The 24,155-nt window shown below is 48.3% G+C and carries 19 protein-coding genes; 7 read left to right on the top strand and 12 right to left on the bottom strand.

Features of this window, described 5'->3' with window-relative positions; all coding sequences use genetic code 11:
* Positions 1-6: 6 nt before the first annotated feature.
* Both PRUB_RS01555 and PRUB_RS01550 read right to left on the bottom strand, forming a co-directional pair.
* Entirely contained in the window at positions 7-357 is a 351-nt protein-coding gene (locus PRUB_RS01555) for a hypothetical protein (protein ID WP_010383161.1), read from the bottom strand.
* Between the two features lie 389 nt (positions 358-746).
* On the bottom strand, positions 747-1,973 hold the full coding sequence (locus PRUB_RS01550) for an AraC family transcriptional regulator (RefSeq protein WP_162144653.1): 1,227 nt from the start codon (positions 1,971-1,973) through the stop codon (positions 747-749).
* Positions 1,974-2,080: 107 nt separating this feature from the next.
* Here PRUB_RS01550 and PRUB_RS01545 point away from each other — a divergent pair, with 107 nt between their 5' ends.
* The gene (locus PRUB_RS01545; protein ID WP_010383163.1) at positions 2,081-2,467 is read left to right on the top strand and encodes a hypothetical protein; all 387 of its coding nucleotides are present in this window, start codon (positions 2,081-2,083) and stop codon (positions 2,465-2,467) included.
* A gap of 128 nt (positions 2,468-2,595) precedes the next feature.
* The gene (locus PRUB_RS01540; RefSeq protein ID WP_010383164.1) at positions 2,596-2,895 is read left to right on the top strand and encodes a hypothetical protein; all 300 of its coding nucleotides are present in this window, start codon (positions 2,596-2,598) and stop codon (positions 2,893-2,895) included.
* A 187-nt stretch (positions 2,896-3,082) separates the two neighbouring features.
* Here the strand turns inward: PRUB_RS01540 and PRUB_RS01535 are convergent, their stop codons facing one another.
* From PRUB_RS01535 to PRUB_RS01510, 6 genes are all read right to left on the bottom strand, one after another.
* The gene (locus PRUB_RS01535; protein ID WP_010383165.1) at positions 3,083-4,375 is read right to left on the bottom strand and encodes an FG-GAP repeat protein; all 1,293 of its coding nucleotides are present in this window, start codon (positions 4,373-4,375) and stop codon (positions 3,083-3,085) included.
* Between the two features lie 79 nt (positions 4,376-4,454).
* Positions 4,455-6,254, bottom strand: a complete 1,800-nt coding sequence (locus PRUB_RS01530; protein ID WP_010383166.1) for an SWIM zinc finger family protein — start codon at positions 6,252-6,254, stop codon at positions 4,455-4,457.
* Entirely contained in the window at positions 6,251-7,369 is a 1,119-nt protein-coding gene (locus PRUB_RS01525) for a VWA domain-containing protein (RefSeq protein ID WP_010383167.1), read from the bottom strand. The genes PRUB_RS01530 and PRUB_RS01525 overlap by 4 nt, the downstream gene beginning before the upstream one ends.
* Positions 7,354-9,594: a DUF5682 family protein gene (locus PRUB_RS01520; protein ID WP_010383168.1), complete on the bottom strand. Its 2,241-nt coding sequence runs from the start codon at positions 9,592-9,594 to the stop codon at positions 7,354-7,356. The genes PRUB_RS01525 and PRUB_RS01520 overlap by 16 nt, the downstream gene beginning before the upstream one ends.
* Entirely contained in the window at positions 9,582-10,652 is a 1,071-nt protein-coding gene (locus PRUB_RS01515) for an ATP-binding protein (protein WP_010383170.1), read from the bottom strand. The genes PRUB_RS01520 and PRUB_RS01515 overlap by 13 nt, the downstream gene beginning before the upstream one ends.
* Positions 10,646-14,392: a DUF4132 domain-containing protein gene (locus PRUB_RS01510; protein WP_010383171.1), complete on the bottom strand. Its 3,747-nt coding sequence runs from the start codon at positions 14,390-14,392 to the stop codon at positions 10,646-10,648. The genes PRUB_RS01515 and PRUB_RS01510 overlap by 7 nt, the downstream gene beginning before the upstream one ends.
* A gap of 205 nt (positions 14,393-14,597) precedes the next feature.
* On the opposite strand from PRUB_RS01510, the gene PRUB_RS01505 reads away from it, so the two are divergent.
* The 3 genes from PRUB_RS01505 (at position 14,598) to PRUB_RS01495 (ending at position 17,153) form a co-directional block, all read left to right on the top strand.
* Complete coding sequence (locus tag PRUB_RS01505) at positions 14,598-16,097, top strand: calcium-binding protein (protein WP_010383172.1); 1,500 nt, start codon at positions 14,598-14,600, stop codon at positions 16,095-16,097.
* Positions 16,098-16,236: 139 nt separating this feature from the next.
* Complete coding sequence (locus tag PRUB_RS01500; RefSeq protein ID WP_010383173.1) at positions 16,237-16,608, top strand: hypothetical protein; 372 nt, start codon at positions 16,237-16,239, stop codon at positions 16,606-16,608.
* A 155-nt stretch (positions 16,609-16,763) separates the two neighbouring features.
* Positions 16,764-17,153, top strand: coding sequence for a MerC domain-containing protein (locus PRUB_RS01495; protein WP_010383174.1), 390 nt, complete (start codon positions 16,764-16,766; stop codon positions 17,151-17,153).
* 26 nt (positions 17,154-17,179) lie between these two features.
* On the opposite strand, the gene PRUB_RS01490 is transcribed toward PRUB_RS01495, so the two are convergent.
* The 3 genes from PRUB_RS01490 to PRUB_RS01480 all read right to left on the bottom strand — a co-directional run bounded on the left by PRUB_RS01490 (position 17,180) and on the right by PRUB_RS01480 (position 21,132).
* The gene (locus tag PRUB_RS01490; RefSeq protein ID WP_010383175.1) at positions 17,180-18,082 is read right to left on the bottom strand and encodes a GTP-binding protein; all 903 of its coding nucleotides are present in this window, start codon (positions 18,080-18,082) and stop codon (positions 17,180-17,182) included.
* 101 nt (positions 18,083-18,183) lie between these two features.
* On the bottom strand, positions 18,184-18,858 hold the full coding sequence (locus tag PRUB_RS01485; RefSeq protein ID WP_010383177.1) for a DUF1826 domain-containing protein: 675 nt from the start codon (positions 18,856-18,858) through the stop codon (positions 18,184-18,186).
* A 120-nt stretch (positions 18,859-18,978) separates the two neighbouring features.
* Positions 18,979-21,132 carry a M3 family metallopeptidase gene (locus PRUB_RS01480; RefSeq protein WP_010383179.1) on the bottom strand — a complete coding sequence of 718 codons (2,154 nt, stop codon included), beginning with the start codon at positions 21,130-21,132 and terminating at the stop codon, positions 18,979-18,981.
* A 198-nt stretch (positions 21,133-21,330) separates the two neighbouring features.
* On the opposite strand from PRUB_RS01480, the gene PRUB_RS01475 reads away from it, so the two are divergent.
* Positions 21,331-22,662, top strand: coding sequence for a dihydroorotase (locus PRUB_RS01475; protein WP_010383180.1), 1,332 nt, complete (start codon positions 21,331-21,333; stop codon positions 22,660-22,662).
* A 16-nt stretch (positions 22,663-22,678) separates the two neighbouring features.
* The gene (folE2, locus tag PRUB_RS01470; RefSeq protein ID WP_010383181.1) at positions 22,679-23,572 is read left to right on the top strand and encodes a GTP cyclohydrolase FolE2; all 894 of its coding nucleotides are present in this window, start codon (positions 22,679-22,681) and stop codon (positions 23,570-23,572) included.
* A gap of 46 nt (positions 23,573-23,618) precedes the next feature.
* On the opposite strand, the gene PRUB_RS01465 is transcribed toward folE2, so the two are convergent.
* On the bottom strand, positions 23,619-24,104 hold the full coding sequence (locus PRUB_RS01465; protein ID WP_010383182.1) for a hypothetical protein: 486 nt from the start codon (positions 24,102-24,104) through the stop codon (positions 23,619-23,621).
* Positions 24,105-24,155: the final 51 nt, after the last annotated feature.

Raw genomic sequence — 24,155 nt, 5'->3', positions numbered from 1 at the left:
GTTGGATTAAGCTCTGGGGGGAGGTGTGGTATGTTTAATAAAAGGGGGCGACCAATCAACGCTAATTGATGCGATCGGGCCTGTCGGTTTTACTTCAGAATTTGAGTAGGGTGACACCTCAACGATACCCGTGGTACAACAGTCAAGGTCTTGATTGATGTGCTTCACGGCTTCTTCCGAAAACGAGAGGCTAAACTCACCCTCATCATCATGGTCGTGACTGTGTGGCTGACCAATTTCGTGCAGTAAAGCATGCACATCGCCCTGAGACTTATGCTCTCCTTCATACGCTACGCTTCCGAATACCTGGGTACTCAGAATGCAAAGCATGATCAGAATGAGCGTCAATTTATGCATCAGGCGACTAAAGATTAACAGTTTGACGAAATCCTACCACCGAAATAAATCGAGCTCAATTTTTAATTTTTTAAAAAATGCAAACGCCTACTATTCAAAACTTTCTTTTACATTGCAGTTAGCACAGCTATTTTTTGAGTGAACTAACCTTTTAGACAATTTTCACTTTTGAGCAGCTAGTAGCAGGACCGTACAGTTCTGGAAAACCAATTTCCAGACTAGATGGCGTATAGGATTCCAGATTTGGATGTACAGAGTAGATTATTACTGGGGCTAATACTCATCGTTATCAGTAAAGTAAAAGCGCTTTGAAACGATGGGAAAGAATTAGCCCCACACGACAACCATGTCTGAATAGCGCACAGTGGTGCTTTATGCACATTTTCCTCTTAGCGAGATTCAGCCTTACTGGTTTTAACCATATCACGGTACTGACTCGGCGTTTTTCCTGTATGCTTTTTAAACACCTGATTAAAACTAGATTTTGAATTAAATCCGCAATCGTAGGCAATATTAATCAACCTGTCACTTTTAGGCCTTTTTCCCAGTTCCTCAATCACCGCATCCACCCTTAATTGGTTTATCAACTCATAGAACCCACCTGAAGCATGCAGGGCCAACACATCAGAAAGCTGATGTCTGCTTATATTCAGTTTTTCTGCCAGTTGAATTTGGCTGAAATCAGGGTGTAAATGAAGTTTGTTCGTCCTGAGCTCTTGCTCGACCAACATCAAAAGGCCTTTCTGTTGTGTTGATACTTCAGGTTTGATTTGCTCTGCGAAGTCTTTATCAGTTATGCCCTCCTTTACGAGTGCACGATTAAAGCCAGCAGGCCTCCCATAGCAAATCAACAAATAACTGATAGAAAATATGCCCACCACAGTAGACAGATAACTCAACGCAATCAGCTTATCTGATTTTTCAAGTTCCATAATGACTGCTGTCACAGAGACGATAAAAACACTCGCCATCATCAGGTAGCAAATCATAGTGACGGTAAGCAACCAACACAACTGGCGAAAAATACTGCTACCGCGTTGTTGCCACCAAAACATAAAAATTTGCCAGCTACCATAGGCCAGATAAAGACAAAAATGCCCTGCGGTGAACAGAGATATCATGGTAAACCGCTCAGAAAAGGGTCTGGTTGATACTGTTTGTAAGTTAAAAGCTTGCGCAGCCAGAAAATCACTTTGCTCATACAATGAGATTGAACCGAAATACCCGACCCACACAAGAAAAGGTAATAAGTGAATTACATCTTTTTTATCAAACCGATGCGCTGAATTTGTCATTGTCATAACAAACGCAATAAAAATGGGGCCCAACAACAAATAACTGTTTAAGCGCTCCCACATCGTTATGAGCAACATATCAGGTTCAAAAAGACCACTGTCTACATAGAAACCAACACACATATTGGTTGAAACAAGCAGTATAAAAGCAGCAAGCAATCTGCCCGGGCCAGAAAACCTCAAGAGATACAAGGATTGAATACAGGCTTGAATACAGCCCAAGGCAACGATATTACTAAAACTGAACATCAAGACTCCCTTGTATTCAAAAATACGTCCAATCTGGCCTCTTCGCACCTTGCAAAGAAAAATAAAAAACATAAAAATCAAGAAGATAAAAATAAACGGTCCATACTGGCCAGTATCCCCGAAAAGCACTAGGCACGAGCTTAACATACAAAACCACACCAACAAATCAGAGGTTAAGTATGCAGTCAAAGATAGAGTTATTATTAAATTACATTGTCATTGTAATCGCAGTGGCTTATGGCGCTTTGGTATTTATAAGCCTTAATTTTAAACTTACTCCTGAACAGATGAGCAACCCGGGAATGGTTATCGCATTTTTAATCTCCTGCACGTTCAACATTACAAGGCTAAAAGAAAAAACAACAAGCTTTAGAATTCACCTTACGGCTCTGTTCGCGAACATACTCACGTTTAGTTACGCAGCAGCGTTCGCGGTGCAAGATCCATGGGTAGCGAAAGTCGTCACGACTATTTTAATGGGGTTAATACTAGCGTTTTCTTTATCTGGCACAATTCAGTTGAAAAAAGGCGCGGCCAATAAAAAGGCATTTAGTACCCAGCATTGAAGGGACGCAAACACAGACAAGCAGAGGCGGAATTTAACCTCTGCTTGTTAAATTCCACAGAGCTTTTAAATAGCTGACTTATCAAAACCACTCGTAATAAAAAACACTTATTCATTAAAGGGAAAGTCATGAATAAAACTTCAACAAGCGTTTCTATCGCAACAATGCAAAACGGCGTCGCCCGCTCTGATGGTAAACTCTCAGCAACAAAAGACGCCTTGATTTTCGAGCCATTGAATAAAAAGTTCGGGTTAGGACCGTATCATATTGAGCGCAGTGCCATATCAAAAATAGAGAGGTGTTATGGTAAAGGGGCAGGTATATTACCTGTAACGACTGAGGCAATCAGAATTACGCTGATAAACGGTCATAGCTATGAGTTTATCATTGCCAATGCGAAAGAGTGGTTGGCCTATTTAAACCGATAATTCACTCTCTGTAAGCACATGGGCACCATAAATCAATCACACAGCTAAAAACACCATTGTTAGTTTTAACTTTAGACCCATTGCTTTATCAAGGCATCATTGTTGAGCCCGGCAATTGGCCAGACGCCAGATGACGGTTTCTGTTCAGAACATAACCCACACTAACGTCTGATTGTACTGAGTTTAATTACTGTGAAGACTTCGTTTTCCCTTTATCCGCAACGGATACCTGGTTTTTAATATGAAACGCGCTGTACTGATTCAGATCCTGTACGTAGACGGCACCAGACTCTTTACCATTGGCGTCATGGTGTGGGGTCGCGATCACCGCCTTACCGTCGGAGAGGCCGATGTTCCAGCCGAGTTGATCGCCTGGCTGCGCATGTTTAGCAACCACTTTGGATGAATAGTGCCAGCCATCAGCGCGCTTTTTATAAACATATAACGCGCCGGTGTCTTTGCCTTGTGCGTCATGGTTCATCGCGCTGATAATCGCCGTATCACCACTAAGCGCCACACCGCGGCCAAAGCGGTCATCGGCCGCGCCATCCGGTGACGTGAGCTTTTGAGCCTGCGCCCAGTGCGTGCCTGTTCGCTCAAAAATATAGGCAGAGCCGGCATCCACGCCCAGCCCCTCTACGTCATCGCGCCTCGCAGAAATCAGCGCCGTATCTCCTGAAATTGCGACCCTGACACCAAAGATATCGGTATCACCGCCATCGGACGCCATCAACTTAGCCTGCTGATGCCATTGCTCCCCGTCTTGCACGTAAATGTATACGGCTCCGGCGTTTTCTGCCGTTTTGTCGTGCAAGTCAGCACCAACGACTATGGTATTGCCATCAACCGCGACGTCGATGCCAAACAAGTCGCCTGCCGCGCCATCACTGGCCATGATTTTGCTCTGATAGCGCCAGGTGTCACCAGAGCGGGTATAAATATACGCAGCACCGGCATCGTTCGCCTTTGCATCATTACGTGGGGCGCCGATCACCAGCACTTTGTCGGTAAATGCTACACTCTGACCAAAGGCATCGCCCGGTTTGGCATCGGGCGCGGTAAAAATCTCAGTTTGTGTCCATGTGTCCGCTTTACGTGCAAAGGCCACCACCGCACCGGCGTCTTTGCCTTTGTCATCTCGTCTCATACCGCCGAGCATAGCAATGTCGTTCTTTAAGACCACCTTACCACCGAGGGTGTCATCAGCAGACAGAGGCTTTGCAACCAGCTTAGCTTGTTGCTGCCAGCCCTTCTCCCCTAATACGTAGACATAGCCCACGCCGCCGTCATTAATCCCATTGATATCCGCTTTGTGCGCGCCCACCACAACTGTGTTGCCGTCAATCGCTGCACCATAACCAAAATAGTCTTCCGCCTTGCCATCATTGGCAAGTAACCTGTCTGGCGCCGCAAAGCTATGACCAGCCAATGCTGTCAGCATAGCGCACAGGCTATACTTCATGGTTGATTGTAATTTCACTCGTTCCTTCCTTCTTCTTTCCAGTTACCTTGTATAACTTGTCTGATTTTTGATTATTTCTCAATAGTCTAAACTATTCTTAGGTACATTCATCATACAAAATAACAGGTAAAGCGACATCCGCTTTACGCAAGCAATACAGCATATAGAAGCATCGGAGCAGGTCAAAGTCGTCGTTTTGCTGAAGTTTTACGGATAGCTGGTATAAGCCGAGTTGCTCGAGCTTACCCTGCCAAATCCTGACTTCATCGTCACTTTGATAAGGGAAGGCACATAACCACCTTGAAAAATCCGCAAGCAGCTGTTGTAACTGAGTTATTTCGCGGCCAGGCACAGCAGTTGTTCGGGCATTAAACTTGGCACGCCAACGGTCCAGAAAACGACTTTCCGTTGATATTTGGTCGAAATATAAGGATTGCCACTGTACCCCATCACTCTGCTGCAGTGCGAAGGGTCTCAGCTGTATTTGGTTTCCCTTCTCGCTGACATTACACGCGATATATTTAACCGGTAAACCTTCCAAAGCGGTCATGTTTTTCATGAGCAAGGCATGGTTTTTCTGATAAGGCACCGTTAGCGTAAGTGTGTTTTTATTTGCGTCCCGATACTGGAGCTGAAATTGTTGAAGTGCCTGATCAAATTCCAGATGATGAAACCGATCAGGTGCAATCACAATATACGGCTGAGCCGACCACTCTATGGTGCTAAAATCAGCATAATAAACAAACGGAGCACCTTTTTCTGTAGCAATGACCTCTGTTGACTGCGTACGCCGAATTCGGTCGTATTCATTCACCTCTAACTTATTAAATGACACCAAGTTCCCCATGAGTTCCATCGCGGGTTTCGACGTCTCCCAAAAGCGCATATACCGGGCGACATGTTCAGAGTCAAAGTGACCCGACGTATTTGCTCTGGCTTCTGAAGCCGAAAAAATCTGGCCGTCTGACGATTGAAATAAAATGGTAAGCCCTTGCGCGCGCCCCACACTTTGCCAGGGTTCAGGACCTAAGCAAAAGAGTGTAGTTTGGTCTTGCCCTCCGACTGATTTAACCTCACTGATGGGTTGCTCTATCAGGACCAGAAGGTATGCCAGCTCAGTCATAATCACCAGTTCATCTCTGAGCCCTTCTCCCGATATAAAGCGCTGATAGGCACCAATAATGCGTTTACACGCCTGACTTTCAGCCTTTAGCCCTGCTTTCGCCAGCGGGATGATTAACAATTGTAAGTCCAGTAAATGGGCAGAACGCACCCGATGGATACCCACCCACCACACACAGAGCAGCGCCGCTTTGAGTTCTGTTTGTAGTGTCTTGAGGCTAGTCTGTATCTGAGTTTGCTCAACCAACAACCAATCCGGCCACTGCCACTCCACGCCCTGTTCACAGCTGTAAAGGTAAATACCCCACAGCTTTTCTGCTTTACTGGCAGAGTCTCCGATCAAGTCATCAATATGCTGCGCTTTTGTAAAGCTAAATGCCTGGCCATTAATCTCTATGTGCACCACGGCACCATCCCTGGTACCGCTATAGGATGCGCTGAGCGTGTAGAGTTTATACACTCGACGGACGGCTTCTCGCCCGGCACTTTTCATGAGTGCATCTGGCTCTACTGCTGGAACTTTTACCTCACACGCATCTTCATTCTCTATCACAAATAAAGCGACGGCAACCAGATGCTTACAGAGCCCCTGTACATTGCAACTACACCGGCTTTTGGTAATGTCTTCAACATCCAATGTTCCCGACATCCCCTCTAAGCTGTACTCAACACTCGAGTGGGTCTTCTCAATCGCAGGCGACTCTTTTTGCAATATCTTGTTAGCACGCCGGACCAGCCCTGGGCTCGTAAGCTGCTCTAAAAACTGCTGGTTCATTTCACTAACCCCATTTGTTTCGCAAGCCAATCAGCAAACTGATCTGGACTCAGCGCCGCAATCTCCATACCCAGGCCTGATAAGCGTTTAGTGGCAAAGCTATCGTAAAATGGGTCGCCCCGGTCGTTCATCGCCGTCATGCCTATCATCTTTACTCCACTGCTTATTAACCTTTGCGCTTGCTCAAATAGCGCCTGAGGAGACCCTCCCTCACAAAAGTCAGAGACAGTTGCAATCACAGTTCTGCGTGGATCAGACACGGCATTTTCTGCCACTTGCCAGGCTTTTGTTATCAGAGTTCCTCCGCCAAGCTGCGTTGAGAGCAGCAAGGAAACCGGGTCTTCAACCTTTGAACTCAGATCCACGACACTGGTATCGAAGACATACAAGGTTAACGAAATAGTCGGAAGACGATGGAGGATACCCGCAATCACCGCTGAATATATAATTGACTCAGCCATAGATCCGGATTGATCGATACACATAATCACGTGCCATGGCAGGCTTTGTTGGTGTCGCGTATTAAAGTAAATATTCTGAAAGTGCAGTTTTTTCTTCTCTAAGTCATAGTGTTTCAGATTAGATTTAATTGTTTTTTGCCAGTCCAGGTTAGCCAGTTTTCGCGCCCCACTATGCTCGTATCGATTGATCCGCCCCCTCAGTTTTTGTGTAAAGACTGGCGTTAGCCGGGCAAGCAAGTCATCAACTACAGACTCTATGATCCTTTGCACCTGCTGGCGTACTGCTGGGTTTTGGGTGCTTCCCAGGCTCAACAAGTGCTTGAGTAACCCCACACTTGGCTGTAGTTTTTCCAACACCTTGGGTTCGTTAATACATGCTGACAAAGAGAACTCTTCGATGGCTTCTTTTTGCAGTTGATGAGAAACAGAATTAGGAAATAGCTGGTCAATGTCATTCAGCCATTCAACCAAAGCTGGTGCGCTGTCATCCAGGCCCGCACTCAGTTTATGCCCTCTGTCGGCCAGACCGTGCTGATATAACTGAAAAAGACATTGATCCTGCGCTTGCTGGTTTGCTGACAGCTGGGCGTCCAGGCGGTCTTCCGCGTACCGGCCTAAAGCCAAACGCCAACGTGATTTTAGTCGCTCAGCCATTCAGATAACCCTTGCTGTTTTAAGTTGATGATCATTTCTTGTTGCAGGTATGCAGCACGGTCAATGCTGTTCTGGCTGATGCCAATGGGCTGCCATGCAAGGCGCTCATCCCATTGGTTGATCCCCTGCACACGCTGAGCTATCCGGTCAATCTCCTGACTATCAAGGCGACAAAACATTTTTCGTAATGACGGCAGTATCAGGTTGAACTGCTCATCTGAAATCTGTTCCAGCCAACCATTTAGGAGTGTCAAAATGACCGGCTGTTGATCCAGCCAATGGGGCAACAAGGAAGCAATCGCTTGTAAGGCATCAAACGCGACTTGAGGTTCACGCGAATACAGAAGTGTTAGCTCATGGCCCAATGCATCAATGTCTTCACTTGAACTGGCCATTAACGCAGAGATTGTATAATAAAGCCAGGTTTTGTGGCTTTGTTTATTCACTATCCTCTGTAGCTGTACTTTCCAGTCAGGCGTCAATTGATAGGTCACGCAGAGGCCCTGCAAAGACATCAAAACATCCAGTGCATCTCGTATCTCCAGCGCATTCAATTGCGTTAATTGTCCACACAACTGCAGCCATATTTTTTCAATGAGATCGCGGAGCAAATCGTGTTCATGAGCAAACAATGGATGTTTAGCCAATGAAAGCAAATGAATCATTGCTGATATCAGCGCTTTCAGATCCGTTTGCAGCTCTACGACCTGACAACATGCGCTCAGATTGTCCGCTACCAGTTCATCCAGCCCACACTGGATAGCATTGGCAATCCACTCGATACGCTCCTCGAAATCCAGATCGGGCAATTGCATCAGGAGCGTTTTTTTCACCACTTCATCGAGCCTATCACTCAACCCGGACAATTCAAGCAGTCTGACTTCGACATGGGGAGACCATTGGTATTCCCACACCTCGTGCTGACGCGATAAGTCCGCGCCATGCGAAAAACTCGGGCCGACCAAACGCGTACAAAATGGAATGCCAAGTATGCAGCAGCTAAACAGAAATTGTCGCCTGTTGCGTGTTGAGCCGCTCGGCTCAAAAACATCAAACCGTGCCTTTTTAGCTTCACTGTACTGCAAAGACAAACGATGCTGCTTTGCCAACGCCCGCACATTCGCAATTAAAGGCAGCTCAACGCTTCCCTCTGGCAGTTCTCCCAAGGCTCTGCCACGCCACTCAAGCTGCAGCTGAGTGAACCAACTAGTCGTTTTTTCTCCCTGTAGCCAGCAACTTGTAATACTATCTGACAAGTCGTAATAACTTGGCTGGTTCAAGCCCCGCAACTGCAATATTCCCTGAAGGTGCTCGGTGACCTTAATCTTATCGGCAACCGACATAAAATCGGGGGCACTGCGTGCGAGCATAGTCAACACCAGTTCAAAATTTGCAACTTTGCTGCGGCGCATCAGAAACCACTCTTTGGTATAACCCGGATATGGCATACCTGCCCGATAGCCTAACAGTGCATCCAACTGAGGTTCACTGTATCGCACCAGATAACTTTGCTCACCGGGTGTGTGATCCAATTGCGCGTGATCATCAAATGCAAATAAAGCAGGGACATGGAATCCGCCTGTCAGTACCAGTATTTTGTTGTCTTTTTTATGCGCTGTTGAGATATGAGCACGCATATGGTCTTCTCTCAGCTCGTCGCCCTGTCGCGCCAGTTGTGCCTGAGAAAAACACGCCCGGCTGGCCGCACAAAACAATAAAACCTGAAAAAAGAACGCATCAGCACTGGTAAATTCTTTTTGCTCAAACAAGCGACACCAGAGTTCATCGGCATCTCGGCATTGATAACGCTGCTGTAACTGCAAGCTGTAACTAGAACTGTTTAGCCAGGACTCATCCCAACATGCCTCGCCTGGAGCGTCTTGACTATATGGTAAGTCAATAAAACAGATCTCAGCCCCAGCCTGCTTTGCCCACTTGATAGCCTGATATTCCGGGCTATTTTCAGCCAATGGAAAAAAACTGCCTTGCTGGTAGATGGCGATCGGCGGCTTGGTGTGGGCGCTTGCAATATCGTCCACGTGCTCCAGATAGTTCGCAGGTGCCTCAATCAGCACCTGCTCTGGTTGAAACGCATTTAACAGTTCAAGCAGGTACAAGCTGCAAGCAGGACTATGATGACGGATTGGTGCCCAGCGTATTCTCTCATGCGCGTAAAATAGCTCAGACAGTTCCTGTTTCCATTGACCCGCGTTCAGCTCATCCACAGCACTTTTCCTGCTTCAAAAAAGTCCCGCCAATGGGCCTGTTCACGGGCTCTCTCGCGCACGATAATGTCGAGATAACTGGCTAATTTAACCATATCTTCCACATTGTCTTTGATTACACTGCCATGCATTTGCTGGGCGATATGCGCCCCGCTGAGCGGCTGTTGTAAAAAGTGGCTTTGTAAAGCGCATGCATGCACAATATTGACCGCCTCTGCGGTCGACAAAACCGCTTCCAGACTTTGCAGATTGCTCTGCCCCTTGCGCCTCAGATCATTGAATACCTGTACAAGCAAAGCCACCAGCTCATCGGCAATGGCAACTGACACTGACTGTTGCTCTAACTGTGCACTTACCTGTGACTGGATCAGGCGTCGTTCCTGAAGGGGATCCTGAAGCACCGGTACGGTTTCAAAGTTAAACCGACGTTTGAGTGCGCTGGACATTTCATTCACGCCCTTATCCGCCAGGTTTGCGGTGCCAATCAGGTTAAACCCTGGCTGAGCCTGAATACTGACCCCCAATTCAGGCACTGTGAGTTGTTTCTCAGACAAAATTGAAATCAGTGCATCCTGAATTTCCTGAGGACACCGGGTCAGCTCCTCAATTCTGGCTATCTTGCCTTGCTCCATCGCATGGTAAATCGGGCTTTTTACCAGCGCTTCTAAACTGGGCCCGTTCGACAATAGTTGTGCAAAATTCCAGGTGTATTTCAGTTGTTCTTCACTTGTCCCGGCAGTGCCCTGAACCAATAGCTCACTGGTCCCACTGATAGCGCACGCCAGTAACTCCGACAGCATTGACTTTGCGGTACCCGGCGGGCCGACCAGCATCAGGCCCTGGTTGCTCATTAAACTGACTATGGCACGCTCTACTAATGCGACTTCGCCATAGTACTTTTTGTCTACCCCCAGCTCAGGCTCGCCGAGTATAAAAGCCTTCACAGCCCGGGGAGAGAGCTGCCACCCTTGTGGCTTAGGTGCAGAATCTTGCTCTTTAAGCAAAGCCAGTTCATTGGCAAATTTTTGCTCCGCTCGCTGGCGTAATGGCTTCACCATGGCAGTTTACTCTTCCAGTTTGCATCTTCAGAACACTTGGCAGCGACCCTTTCGTAATCCAATGCCATAGCATTGAGCAGACTTTTGTTGAGCTCATTCAAAGGCACAAAGTCCTGCTCCCGCCAGTAATTTGATTTAGACAAGGGCACAACCCCCACACTGTAAATAGCCGCAGCCATGTTTTCTTCCGGCAGCTGGCTGCCAGAAAACTCAAATATCAAGCGGTAGCCCAGTGACTGAAATTCTTTGAAGTAAAAGAAGAAGGTGCCCCCATCTTCGGCTGCACTGCGCTGATAGCCTCTTTTGGTTAACAGGCCACGTAGCGTGAATGTGTCACTTAAAAACCCTCTGAAATGGGTCAACTGAGTTTGCTTTGGTTCGATGCTTGCCAAATTAAATTGTGCTGCGGCTAGTTGCTCAAATAAAGGTTTTACTTTGTAATCCTTCATATGCGCTAGCCACAGCTTGAGCTGTTCAGCAGTGAATTCATGACCGGATGCCAAACGCACCTGAGTGATCTCGTCGGTTTCCAGCTCTTCATCGTCCAGGTCCAGTAACTCGCCATCATCACTGGGACGTGCAGCCACCCACTGGTTGCCGATCTCAAACTGCCAAACGAGCCTTTGCACCAAGTGATACATGACCGGATGCTGCCATAAGTATTCCTGCCAATCTGCAAACGTCCATTCGCGGCCACAGCACATGGCTTCAAACAATCGTTGCGTTTGTAATGCAATGACTTGTTTCAGCTCTTTTTTATTGGCGTTGAATTGCTTCTTAGCCTGGTTATACAACTCAGTGTCGTCGTCCTGGCGAGCCTGTGGCAAAGATTTAAGTGCCTTCCCCTGTTCATTGAGAATCGATATTTTGAGATCAGACGTAAGCGCCAGCTTTAACTCTCTATTACCTAACTCAAAAGTCTCCATTTCACCAGCAACACTAAAGCCCGCACTGGGGATGGTGCGGTCTGCCAATTCATCCTGGCTCCAGCCATTTCGCTCGGCGATCCGCTCAATCAAAGTTCTTGCGGTTTCCTGCACTGAATGGGTGCGGTAACGACGAGCCGTACTCAGAAGTAATTGTATCGCGGCCATATCATCACTGTTAGCCAGGCTGGTCAGCATGGCTTCAATCTGGTGACGTCGCGTATAATGCTGCTTCATATAGCGAGATACCAATTCAACGGCTTCAGCACCTATCATGCCGCTGATCAGGCAAAGCATGCCTTTATCTTTAATGGCCGACCCCAGCAAAGTCTCTTTGTGAGATTTAAACAACCATTTATAAGCATCTTCAACAGTTTTGTTCGCATAATCCGCTCCCCAGTCTGTATTGGCATAGCGTTGCCAATTCGCATACCTTTGTGCTTTATTTTCTTGCGCGTATTCATGCGCTTCACTATCAGAAGGGCACGCTGTATCCTGACCAACAAACGCGGAAAAAACATACCTGCCCAACTGATGCTGACTCGTCCTGTCGAGCAAACGCAGATAGTGTAATAACAACGGATTGGCACCGGGCTCTTTGAGCTTGACAGCAAGCACAATCCACCAGCGAATGATCTTTGCATCCACCTTGCTACCATCAGAAAAAGACAACGCCGGGAGCTGTTCAAAAGGGAACCATGCCATGGACTTAGGTATGGCCTTTTTTAATCCCAGCTGTGCTTCTTTGAGCAATTTGTCTGGCGACAAATAAGCAGAAATGTCCTGCCCTAACTCAGAAAGCGCCGCGAGTCCTTCCGCTTTTGCAGATTCCCGCTTTTCTTTGTCTACCATTTGCTCCAGTGCAGGAATGGCTTCCCGGGCATTCAATTTTGCCAACCATCGTGCAGCCTGAATACGCAGCTCTTGCTTGCCCGAACACAAGGCCTGTGTTACCCGCCCGATATCTATCTCAAAGTGATCCAACACCTGCTGTGCGGCAGAGCGCGATATTTTGGCATCCCCCAGAGCCAGCTCATACAGAAAATTTGAGTAGCGCGTTGGCAATTTAGGTAAATACTTTAACAACCAGATAGCTCTTTCAAAATAACGTATCCGATAGAACTGGTCGTGGTCTTTCGGGTTGAACAAACGATGGTCTAATATGGCTTTTTGTTCAATTAAAAACGGCCATATCTTAATCGTGTCGCCCACACCAGTGGGCAATTCATCTACCTCGTCTCCCCAAAATGGTTTAAAGATCAGATCGTTAATGCGCTCTGTACTGAAACCTTTGCGTTGGTAGTACTCAACAATCTGCCGATAATCATTCAGTTGCGGGGTGCTTGTCCTGGCCAGCGCTTCAAAAAGCGAATGATCAAAAACCTGATAACAGCGAGCCGGGAACAGATTGATATAGTTTATCAAATGCATAAGCTCTATATCACTGTTTTCCAGAACCCGTGCCTTTGAAAATGCTTCCGCAACAAAACGCCTTACTTTATGAGTGTCAGCATTTGCCACACCAGATTCAATGGCCACCAGCTCTTGGGCAATGTCTTTGCTCGTCAGTGCCTGTAACTCTTGAAGCTCCTTCTGGGCATAAGTCCAGTCGGTGTTATTCTCTTTATTATCAGCGACCTCTTGTCTGGCTCGTTCTTTTTTGTGCTCCGCCAGCAGTTCCAGGGCAGTGAAGCAATCTCGTTTTAGCTGCTCAGGTAAAGGGGTTGAGTCTGGCAGCGCAACAAAGCTGGGCAAAGTGATATTTGCAAAAGCCTGAGCGACCTCGTTTGTTGCAGCCTTGTCTGACAAAACTTTTTCAATAGACTCCAGCACTGCTTTAGCGGTCTCTGTTTGACGCCAGGTTTTCAGTAAACTCTCGCCATTTTCTAAACACTCAGGAGCTATTTCTACCCAGTGTTTTCGCAATGTGGCATTTAAATGTCTGTAGTTGCTCTCAAGGTATAACGCCAGCTTCCGGGTATCTAAAAACGGCAGCAGTGCTTTTGCCTTGTCACGCACCACTTTGGAAGAGTCTGAATGCAGCAGCATCGCCAGTGACATCAGATTTGATTTGTCTTTTCGCTCAACAACAAAGCGTATTAACTCACATCTTGCTGCGATTGACAGCTTTTCCAGCTGATGCGGATCAGCAGGCAGCTGGCAAAACCCGATATGATCAACATGAATTAAAAACCGCTCAATGGCTGGCATCGCGAAATACCCTGCATTCGCCCTCAACTCCAGCAAATAGATCCAGATGCTCTCTTTATCAATGCCATTTGCTTTGGCCAGTTCGAATAACCAGGTTACAGATTGGAACGGCGCAGGCTCCACACCGGTTTGGGAGTTTGCATCGTGAATGTAAGCAAAATTCAGCACATCCAGTAACTGGCGGATCCAGCCGGGTAAACTAGGGTTCTGCACAGTGGATATGGAAAGCTCCCTTCCGCAGCTGGCTAGCACATTGCCAAGACGACGCGCAACATCAAAGTCACACAACAACGCACTGCGCAAAAAATCAATGTAATTGTAGGCGCGGACATTATTTTCAAACCCACTACCGCTCTGTCCACCCTTAAGGTAGTAAATCATCAGCCGTGTCTGATGAAGTGTTACTTCCTGAAGTTGCTGCTCAGTGAGTTGCTGCAAGTCGGTTAATACACTGTCAGATTCACCCGACACCACGTAAGACACTATCCGTCGGGGTAGTTTGGGGTCAAATTGCTCGAAGTCCTTGCATGCTTTCTCAAGGCCATCCTGCTGAACAGTATTGGTGTAAGTTTTAAGTATATTCCCTAAAAGATCGGACAACATAGCATCACTCCCTATTGTAATTTCCCGACAATTGAACCAAACAAACTTGTAGAACTCAATGCTATTCGCAGCAGCCATTGGACTGAACTATGCTCACCAACTCTTACCTGGTATCACATCTATCTAAAAACTCTCCATATTCCATGCAGATTTGTCCGCTACCCTCAGCATAAAAGTACCTAAAATAAGAAATTAAGGAACGCGAATGAACACCAAGTTACATGCGCTCTGTCTGGCAGTTGCGCTGGGCGTTTCGGGGCAGGCAATGGCAACCTGTAGCGGGCTTGCGGGCGGCGCTTCGGCTTACCTGGACGGCGAAACGCTGAAAGTTAAGGGCTCACGCCACAGCGAACAGTTCACCCTCAGTAAATCCGGCGATACCCTGACCGTGACCCGGAAAGTGGGTAGCAACAGTAGCTGTGAGACCTTCTTTATGAGCCAGATCAGTGCGCTTGAAGCGCGCCTGGGCAATGGGGCCGATTCGTTCAATGCCAGCAGCATTGCGGTATCACAAACCCTGTACGGACAATATGGTAACGACACCCTGATCTCGGGTAATCAAAACGATCGCCTCTACGGTGGCCGGGGCAACGATACCCTAAAGGGCAACAGTGGTAATGACCAGCTGTTCGGTGAAGATGGCAGCGACACACTGCACGGCGGCTGGGGGAATGATCAGCTCAAAGGCGGCAATCACCATGACAAGCTGTTTGGTGATTATAACGACGATACCTTATGGGGTGATGATGGCGGCGACTTGCTGATGGGTGGTCAGGGTACCGATGTACTTTACGGAGGCAATGACAACGACTACCTGGGCGGTGGCTGTCGTCTGGCTAATGCTAACAATGGCTATATTTATGCGCAGAGCAACTGTAACAGCAATCGCGATGGCAACGATAAACTCTACGGCGGCGCGGGTCATGATGTACTCAGCGGCGACAACGGTCATGACACCCTGTATGGCGAAGATGGCAATGACTACCTGACCGGCAATGGCGGCCGCGAAGATCGCTTACATGGCGGCAATGGCAACGATGCCTTGTTCGAAAATGGTGATGGTAATCCAAACAGCCTGCGCTGGCACAAAGCCTGGGGTAACAATGGTGACGATATCCTCTTTACCAATGGCGAAAACTCCAACCAGGAAGGCGGTAAAGACAATGATGTGATCATCACTTCTTCGAGTGGCTATGAAGCAAAAATTCATGGCGGAAAAAGTGCCGACTTCATCTGGAGTGCCGACGCTGCGCCTCAGGGCACCTGTGGTAAAGGCGATGACAAGGGCATGGTATTTCTGAATAGCTGTGAAGGCACTACCTGGGTCAAAGACTACCAGGGTCTGTTGTCTAAGGTGGATAACAGAAGTAACTTCAATAACCCGTATTACGAGGCGGCCAACGCGGTAGTTGAAATGTCAGGTGAATACTCTGGCTATAACAATGGCTGGCGTAGCCTGGGTGTCCGCCCGACTCCGTTATACGACATTGTATCCGGTGCCGTCTTTGCGCGCTGGCTGAGCGACCAATCGACTCTGCCATATTCTTACTATGAATGGCGGGTTGATTATAATGTCGGGAATTCTGGCATTTACGGCACTTACTTTAACTGCATGGAAAACAACGTCGCCTATATGTGCCGACATATAATTCAGCAAACTGAGACCTGCTATAACAGCAGTGGTGACTCCATTAGCTGTAGTTAACTCGAATTACAGCCTGACAAGGAAGTCAGAAGCACGCTGCCTATGAAACACTTTTCTGGTTACGGCCCTCTGGTCACATTAAAACAATTAAGGTACAACTAAATCTCACTTCACGACCTGACAACACCCGGATGTTATTATGGCTTTACTGCTTTACCTCGCTGCCACATTGCTCGTTTTAGTTTCGCTGGCACATTCTTACCTCGGTGAGCGCTTTATTCTGATTCGGCTGTTTAAGCGGAATAATCTGCCCCAACTGTTTGGCAGTAGCGATTTTACCATCCGAACACTGCGTTTTGCCTGGCACCTGACTTCCATTGCCTGGCTGGGGTTTGCCGCACTTTTGATTGCGCTGGCATCACCTGGATTCACTCTTGCTACGCTACTGCACATCACCGCGCTGACATTTGCGCTACACAGTTTACTGGCTTTGGGTTTATCAAAAGGAAGGCACTGGTCATGGATATTATTTGCTGTGGTGAGTGTGCTGCTTGTAGTGGCCCCGATGTAGCTGGCCACAGTCTCCAACTCCCGTGGTGCTTTCATCACCGTCAAGCTATTCAAGGTCCCACAAATGATATAGTATAACAGTTTATTCAAGGCGCTCAGCAGCTCGTATGATCAGCCTGCGCAAGCGCTTACGTTAATCATCAAGGTGAGGAATCCATGAGAAACCTGTCTGAAAGGTTAGACAAATACGCCATCGGCTTGTCTGCGATGTGCGTCGTTCATTGCTTGTTTGTGCCCCTGCTGGTTGCCCTGCTGCCGGCGTTCGGTGCGACCTTCTTTTCAGATGAGGCATTTCATCGCTGGTTACTCGTTGGTGTGCTGGTGACCAGCAGCAGCGCATTATTTCTGGGGTGTAAAAAGCACAACCAGTGGCGTATTTTTGGCTACGGCACCGCAGGCATCGGCGTGTTGTTCTTCGCCGCATTTTTTGCCCATGACTTAATGGCAGAGGAAGGGGAAAAATTACTGACCATTTTAGGTAGCGTGTTGCTGGTGATCAGCCACTATAAAAACTTTAACCTGTGTCAGACCGGGCGTTGCCACTAATCCACCCTGCATGGCCGCCTTTACAATCAATGTGCGGCCAAAACCTGTATGACAAGCTCATTCAATTTGCCTGGGTCACTACCCGGTCCAACGACCAGTAATTTACTCCCCGTAACCGGCTCGCCCTTGAACGGCCGGATCGACACAGCGCCATCCGGACATCGCTCAAAGTAAGTATAATCAGAACTTGTACCAATTCGAGTGCAACCTTTCACGCGCAAAATGGTCTCGGGTATACGCGCACACAAAGCCTCAATGCAGGATTCATCAGGTAAAGCAGGTAACGCCACAGAGCAGGACGCCCAGTGTGATTTTTGATGCTCAAATGCATCTACATTACCCGACACAGGTGACAGCTCCGGCAGCTGCCAAAGTGCAAGTTCACTCCCCCCCTGAATTGTCGCGTTTGGGTTCACCTGGTGAAGTTCATCCTTAACACTTTGTATACGCGCGTCGGATAAGCCGGTGGTATGTGTGAGCACAATGAGCGAAGAGACCTGCACCTGATTGGCCTCCAGCGCATTGTGCTCACCACGACATTGCCAGTTTTTGGCATCGACCACCGCGATCTGTACCGGGGGTTTAAAGCGTTCGTCCAGCCCCACACCAAGAAACCCCATTAAACGACAGGCATCGGATGTACCATTCGCTTCAATCAAGGTGATCCCTCGCTTGCGCTGTGGAATACGATTAATGCTGTCGCGCAGCGCGGTGATGCCGCTGCAACAAATACAGCTGCCATCGAGCGGCTTTAACGCCCCTTCACTGAGCTGTTCGGCCAGTTGTCTGGCATCCAGCTCGGCATGCTCATAATCATTCAGGATCACATAGGGGTCCCAGTCGGCTTGCTGAGCCTCAAGTAGCAAACGTTTTAACAGCGTGGTTTTACCCGCGCCCAAAAAGCCAACCAGTACAAGGATTGGTTCCATACTTACATTGCTCTCCAGCCAACTTATAAATAGTCATGACCTGACAGTCATCTGACGACAATCCAGTGCAGTCAAATACTAACACACTGTGACTTTACCACTCAGTCAATAAAATCCAGCGTGAGCAACAAGCGGGCTTCTCCCGCTCCGGGGGCTGGCGAACGATGCACCAGGGCTCCTTCTTCATTGCCAAGCCAGCCTGAGCCTTTCAATAGCGCAACATCACCAGTATTGAGTTGCTGAATGTCCGATTCACACGTGTAGATTCCTGATTCATGGTCCTTTTTACCTTTGCTACCGGCACCAAGTTTGCTGCGATCGACTGTATCGTGAGGCAACCACTGAGAGGCCACACCGCCCAGCGTACTCACCAGCCGGCAAGGTATGTGATCGACATGGAACTTAGGACACATGGCTTTATTGAGTATCGTGAGCCTGAGCCCGGCGCGCTTTAACTCAAACAAAGTACAAAACATATCCACCAGCATCGCCAGGTGCTCAGTCAGCGCAGGCTTATCAACAAGCAACGCAGAGGCGGCGTGCAATTCGCCTATCGTTTGCTCAGGAGTCGCCGCAATCGACAGCTGCAACTCGCTGGTATTGCTGAGTAAATTTGTTACTTCTGAATTAAGCGCCTGAGTCAGCGTGCATTGCCAGACACTCAGGTTAATATCTTCGCGATAGATATCCGTCAGAACGTTCGGCTCAGAGGATATGGCTGCATACCGATTGGCAGGGATCATTGAATTGTCATTAGTGGCTAAAGCACGGGTCATGGTCTTCTCCTACATCTGCACCGAGTTGTGCGACATTCACAACAAAGGTTACAGTATAACATATCGAAGAATTACAAACAGAGTAAGGACTGCCCACAGGCAGCCCTTCAATTGCTGGTTTTATGGTGCAACATTGAGTCCGCGACGCTTAAGCAGCGCTTCGGTGGTTGGTTCTGCACCACGGAACGCTTTATACGACTCCATCAGGTCACGAGAGTTGCCCACTTCGAGAATGTTCTTGCGATAGTGCGTACCAATCTTGCGGTTTAGCCCGCCCTGAGACTGTACATAAGCAAAGGCATCAGCAGCCAGGATCTCACTCCACATATAGGCGTAGTAACCCGCTGAATAACCGCCACCCATTGAGTGCGCGAAGTAAGCCGATTTGTATCTGGGTGGTACATAGTCGATGTTCACGCCATGCTTGCTCAATGCAGCTTGCTCGAATTCAACCAGATCCTGCAACGGCGCATCAGCAGCCAGTGCATGCCACTCCATATCCAGCAGCGCAGCCGCTACATATTCCAGTGTGTCAAAACCCATATTGAAACTGCGGCTGGCAACAACCTTTTCTAGCAATTCTTTCGGAATGGCTGCTCCGGTTTGATAATGCTTAGCGTAGTTCTTAATGACTTCCGGGTGGATAGCCCAGTCTTCTTCGAACGTTGACGGGAATTCAACAAAGTCACGAGACACAGACGTCCCCGACAGCGTCGGATATTTAACCTGAGACAACATACCGTGTAGGCCGTGACCCAGTTCGTGGAACATAGTAGTGGTTTCAGAATAGCTCAGTAGGGTCGGCTGACCTTCAGGGGCTTTTTCAATGTTCATCACATTCACCACCACTGGGCGCTCCTGGTCAAGGCCCGATTGCTTCACAAACGAACTCATCCAGGCGCCACCGCGCTTGCCTTCACGGGCAAAGTAGTCGGCCATAAAAATAGCCAGGCTGGTGCCGTCTGCGTCAAACACTTCATAGGCTTTCACATCCGGGTGATAGACCGGAATATCAGTGCGTGGTTTGAAGGTCACGCCATACAGGCGCTCCATAGTAAAGAACAAGCCGTCTTCCAGCACTCGATCAAACTCAAAATAAGCTTTCACCTCAGACTCGTCCAGATCGAACTTATCCTGACGTACCTGATCGGCGTAATACAACCAGTCCCAGGCAGCCAGTTCAAAATCGCCACCCGTTGCACGAATTTTGTCATTGATGGCCTGCGCTTCCGCTTCCACGTTTTTCAGCAAAGCAGGCACCATGCTGGCAAACATGTCGTAAACCGCAGTTGGCGTTTTAGCCATTTGTGCATCCAGGCCATAGTGAGCCCAGCTTTGATAGCCCAGTAACGCAGCCTTTTTTGCTCTCAGCTGTGCCAGTTGTGCAACAATTTCCCGGTTGTTATTCTCACCTGCTAAGCCACGTTCAGCAGAGGCGCGCCATACTTGCTCACGCAACTGACGGTCTTTCAGCTTAGCCAAAATAGGCTGGCGCGTGGTGTTGGTAATTTTGATCAAATACTGACCCGGATGCCCGGCTTGCTCAGCCGCTTGTGCCAGCTGCGCAATATGTGCGTCTGTCAGGCCAGCCAGTTTCGCTTTGTCCTGAACCAGCACCACATTACTCTTAGACATGGCCAGTAAATGCTGCGAGAACTGCGTCGTCAGAGAAGACAAATCCGCGTTAATTTCACGGATCTCTTTTTGTTGCGACTCAGTCAGCTTGGCGCCCGCTCTGACAAAGTTCTTATAATAGACTTCCGTCAGACGCTTTTCTTCTGCGCCCAGGTTAAGCACATTAAGCTGACCGTAAACTTCAGCTACCCGCTTATAAAGCGCTTTGTTCAGATAAATATTATCGTAGTGGCCAGCCAGCTTAGGGGCCATTTCAGACTGGATCTCACGACGCTTTGCATTTGAATCGGTATTAGACAGGTTGAAGAATACCCCCTGCGTGCGCTTTAGTAACTCACCACTTCGCTCCAATGCAATAATGGTATTACTAAAACTGGCAGACTCGTTTTGGCTAATGATAGCATTCACTTCAGCCATTTGCTCAGCCATGCCTTGCTCAAAGGCAGGCATAAAGTGCGCATCATCAATGCGGTTAAAGTCAGGTGATTGATATTGCAAGGTGCTTGCTACCAGTAAAGGATTACCCTCAGTTACCGTCGCAGACGCTGCTGTTTTTTGCAAGCCTGACGTACGATCCCCGCCCGTGCAGGCCGTCACAAGTAAGGCAGAGCTCACTGCCAGTGCAAGTAACTTTTTCATCGTCGATTCTCTCATCTGTAAAATAGAGCGGATATGTTATAATATAACAAAACAATCAACAATCTTTGTTGCGCTAAACAGACCCATATGTGAGTTGGGTACGCAAAGAAAAATACGCGCAATGTTGATTGGGCCTGCGTCGTGGCCCAAAAGAACAGCCTTAAGTTTTGTTTATCTCTACAATTAATCAGGATACCAATGGCACGCTTAATTAAACACGCCACCTTAGTGAATGAAGGTAAGCTTTACGTTTCTGATCTCAGAATTGAAAACCAGTACATTGCTGAAATTGGCCCGGATTTATCGGCCAGACCCAATGAAACAGTCATCGATGCCCAGGGCATGTGGCTGATGCCCGGCATGATAGATGATCAAGTGCACTTCAGAGAACCCGGCCTGACCCATAAAGGTTCCATTGCAAGTGAATCGGCCGCAGCCGCAGCCGGCGGGATCACCAGCTTTATGGAAATGCCCAATGTCTCACCTTCAACCACGACCCGACAAGCACTCGCAGACAAACAAGCCATTGCACAACGAGATTCAGTCGCAAACTACGCGTTTTACCTCGGCGCTACACCTGATAATTTAGATGAGATCAAAGCCGTTGATCCACGTCAGGTGTGTGGCGTGAAAGTCTTTATGGGTGCATCAACCGGCGATTTACTGGTAGAGCACCCCGCTGCCCTGGATGCGATTTTCAGAGAATGTCCCACCCTTATCGCCACGCACTGTGAACAAGGTTCAGTGATCCAGCAAAATAATGCGCGCATTGAGCAACAATATGGTACGCCGCAAATCATCCATCACCCGATGATCCGTGATGATGAAGCCTGCTATCAATCCTCTTCTTATGCCGTCGCGCTTGCTAAAAAATATCGTACGCAACTGCATGTGCTGCACTTAACCACGGCAAAAGAATTGAGCTTATTCAGCACTGCGCCTTTGGCAGAAAAGCACATCACAGCCGAAGCCTGTGTTCATCATTTGTGGTTTAACGAACAAGATTATCCGGCCTTGGGCAACCTCATCAAATGTAACCCGGCCATAAAAGCTGAATCGGACCGGCTCGCGTTGCTAAAAGCCCTGCATGACGGCCGCATTGATATCATTGCCACCGATCACGCCCCGCACACCTGGCAAGAGAAAAACGTGCCCTATCCGCAAGCACCGGCAGGTCTGCCACTGGTTGAACATGCCTTACTGACGCTCTTGGAACAGGTTAAACGTGGTGCAATGACGCTTGAGCAGGTGGTTGAGAAAACTGCACATAACGTTGCAACCCGCTTTGCCATCGACAAACGGGGTTTCCTCAGAGAAGGATATTTTGCCGATCTGGTACTGATTGATCCAAATCACGCAACTCACGTACAACACGAGCAAACCCGTTACCTGTGTAAGTGGAGTCCGTTTCATAACACCACTTTCTCTCATCAGATCCGTGCGACCTTCGTTAATGGTGCCATGGTGTTTGATGGTGACAAGGTCAATACCGAGCACAATGCCGCGCAGGCGTTACGTTTTAACCGTTAAGTGAGACTCATAAATTATGATGCAACTCCCCGATATTGCGACCCATTTTGAGCCAGACAGCCAAAGCCCGCTGAAGTGGGTTGGGATGGAAAAAATCGCACTGCCCATGCAGGTACGCTGCGATCAGACCAGCGTCAACATCAATACCCTGATGGACGTTTTTGTCAGTCTGGACACAGGCGCAAAAGGCATTCATATGTCGCGTTTGTACCTGCTTGCCAACGAGGCACTGGTAGGGACTGAACTCACGTACGCACAGCTGGATAAGGTACTCAAAGAGATAGTCGCGTCTCAACAAGGTCTCAGTCAGTCTGCCAAGTTGGTGTTGAAGTTTGAGCTGCCACTGAACAGACCCGCTCTGAAAAGCAGCTACAGCGGCTACAATGCTTATCCGATAGAATTGCATTGTGAGCACCTTGAAGGCAAAACCCACTGCAAACTTATCAGCACCATTACCTACAGCAGCACCTGCCCTTGTTCAGCGGCTTTGTCTCGCCAGTTACTGAGCGACACGGTCGAGCAGCAGTTTGCGGATCAGGACAATATAGACAAAGCACAATTACTGGCATGGCTCAAAGGGCCACAAGGGTCAGTCGCAACGCCACACAGCCAGCGCTCTTTTGCCTACATTGAAGCCGATCTGGCTGGCGGTCACTTACCCGATCTGGCGCACTGGCTTTCATTGTTTGAGGAAACGCTGGCAACGCCAGTTCAAACGGCGGTTAAGCGTGAAGATGAGCAGGCGTTTGCTGCACTGAATGCACAAAACCTGATGTTTTGTGAAGACGCTGCAAGGCGTATTAAAGCAACACTGGAATCAATCACAGAAGTCAAAGACTACCAGTTTAAAGTTGAGCATCAGGAAAGCCTGCATGCGCACAATGCTGTAGTGTACGACCGCAAATCTTAGAGCCATAACGCACCCACGTAACAGGTTACGTGGGTGTTTATCCCAACTAGATACGGGTGAACGTCATTTCCCAGTTGGTTTCCCAATGTTCACCGCCATCTTTAGAAAAAGCCTGTGACCAGGTTGGTTGTTCCGGGTTCGTGGCATCCCAAATAAAGCGTACCTTGATAGCCTGACCATGATACTCCTCGTCGGCATAAAAACGCCCTATGCCATCGGTGAACGCGCCCACCACCGGCGTATCCAGCATGCCAGGATTACGCCCATCCAGCCACCAGATAGACCACTGACCGGTGCTTGCATTGAATGAACGGATTGCCTTGGCTCTGACAGACCCCTCAGGAAAATGCAGATGGTTATCTTCTACATTGCCAAATCCGCCGAGCGTGTTGAGTGTTGATGACTCCCCTTTAAACTCTATCCACTCGTCTCCCCCATTCAGTATGTCTTTTAAACGGCGGTGCTGTACCGACCACTGGCCCACCATAAAATCGAAGTCGCCGGGTGCACCAGGTGCATTGCTTTCAAGCATAATAATCCCTTGTTTTATTGTCATAATCGAGCGTTACTCTAGCATTTGAAC

This window comes from Pseudoalteromonas rubra (assembly GCF_000238295.3).
GTDB classification, from domain to species: Bacteria; Pseudomonadota; Gammaproteobacteria; order Enterobacterales; family Alteromonadaceae; genus Pseudoalteromonas; species Pseudoalteromonas rubra.
This window is presented reverse-complemented; position numbering and strand designations above follow the sequence as displayed.

Coding starts and splice junctions, on each gene's coding strand:
- PRUB_RS01550 (WP_162144653.1), bottom strand. CDS start 1,973: ATGTTTTTTATTTTTCTTTGCAAGGTGCGAAGAGGCCAGATTGGACGT.
- PRUB_RS01515 (WP_010383170.1), bottom strand. CDS start 10,652: ATGGTGAAGCCATTACGCCAGCGAGCGGAGCAAAAATTTGCCAATGAA.
- PRUB_RS01525 (WP_010383167.1), bottom strand. CDS start 7,369: ATGGCTGAGCGACTAAAATCACGTTGGCGTTTGGCTTTAGGCCGGTAC.
- PRUB_RS01555 (WP_010383161.1), bottom strand. CDS start 357: ATGCATAAATTGACGCTCATTCTGATCATGCTTTGCATTCTGAGTACC.
- PRUB_RS01495 (WP_010383174.1), top strand. CDS start 16,764: ATGAGAAACCTGTCTGAAAGGTTAGACAAATACGCCATCGGCTTGTCT.
- PRUB_RS01490 (WP_010383175.1), bottom strand. CDS start 18,082: ATGGAACCAATCCTTGTACTGGTTGGCTTTTTGGGCGCGGGTAAAACC.
- PRUB_RS01500 (WP_010383173.1), top strand. CDS start 16,237: ATGGCTTTACTGCTTTACCTCGCTGCCACATTGCTCGTTTTAGTTTCG.
- PRUB_RS01505 (WP_010383172.1), top strand. CDS start 14,598: ATGAACACCAAGTTACATGCGCTCTGTCTGGCAGTTGCGCTGGGCGTT.
- PRUB_RS01465 (WP_010383182.1), bottom strand. CDS start 24,104: ATGCTTGAAAGCAATGCACCTGGTGCACCCGGCGACTTCGATTTTATG.
- PRUB_RS01540 (WP_010383164.1), top strand. CDS start 2,596: ATGAATAAAACTTCAACAAGCGTTTCTATCGCAACAATGCAAAACGGC.
- PRUB_RS01485 (WP_010383177.1), bottom strand. CDS start 18,858: ATGACCCGTGCTTTAGCCACTAATGACAATTCAATGATCCCTGCCAAT.
- PRUB_RS01475 (WP_010383180.1), top strand. CDS start 21,331: ATGGCACGCTTAATTAAACACGCCACCTTAGTGAATGAAGGTAAGCTT.
- PRUB_RS01510 (WP_010383171.1), bottom strand. CDS start 14,392: ATGTTGTCCGATCTTTTAGGGAATATACTTAAAACTTACACCAATACT.
- PRUB_RS01480 (WP_010383179.1), bottom strand. CDS start 21,132: ATGAAAAAGTTACTTGCACTGGCAGTGAGCTCTGCCTTACTTGTGACG.
- folE2 (WP_010383181.1), top strand. CDS start 22,679: ATGATGCAACTCCCCGATATTGCGACCCATTTTGAGCCAGACAGCCAA.
- PRUB_RS01545 (WP_010383163.1), top strand. CDS start 2,081: ATGCAGTCAAAGATAGAGTTATTATTAAATTACATTGTCATTGTAATC.
- PRUB_RS01530 (WP_010383166.1), bottom strand. CDS start 6,254: ATGAACCAGCAGTTTTTAGAGCAGCTTACGAGCCCAGGGCTGGTCCGG.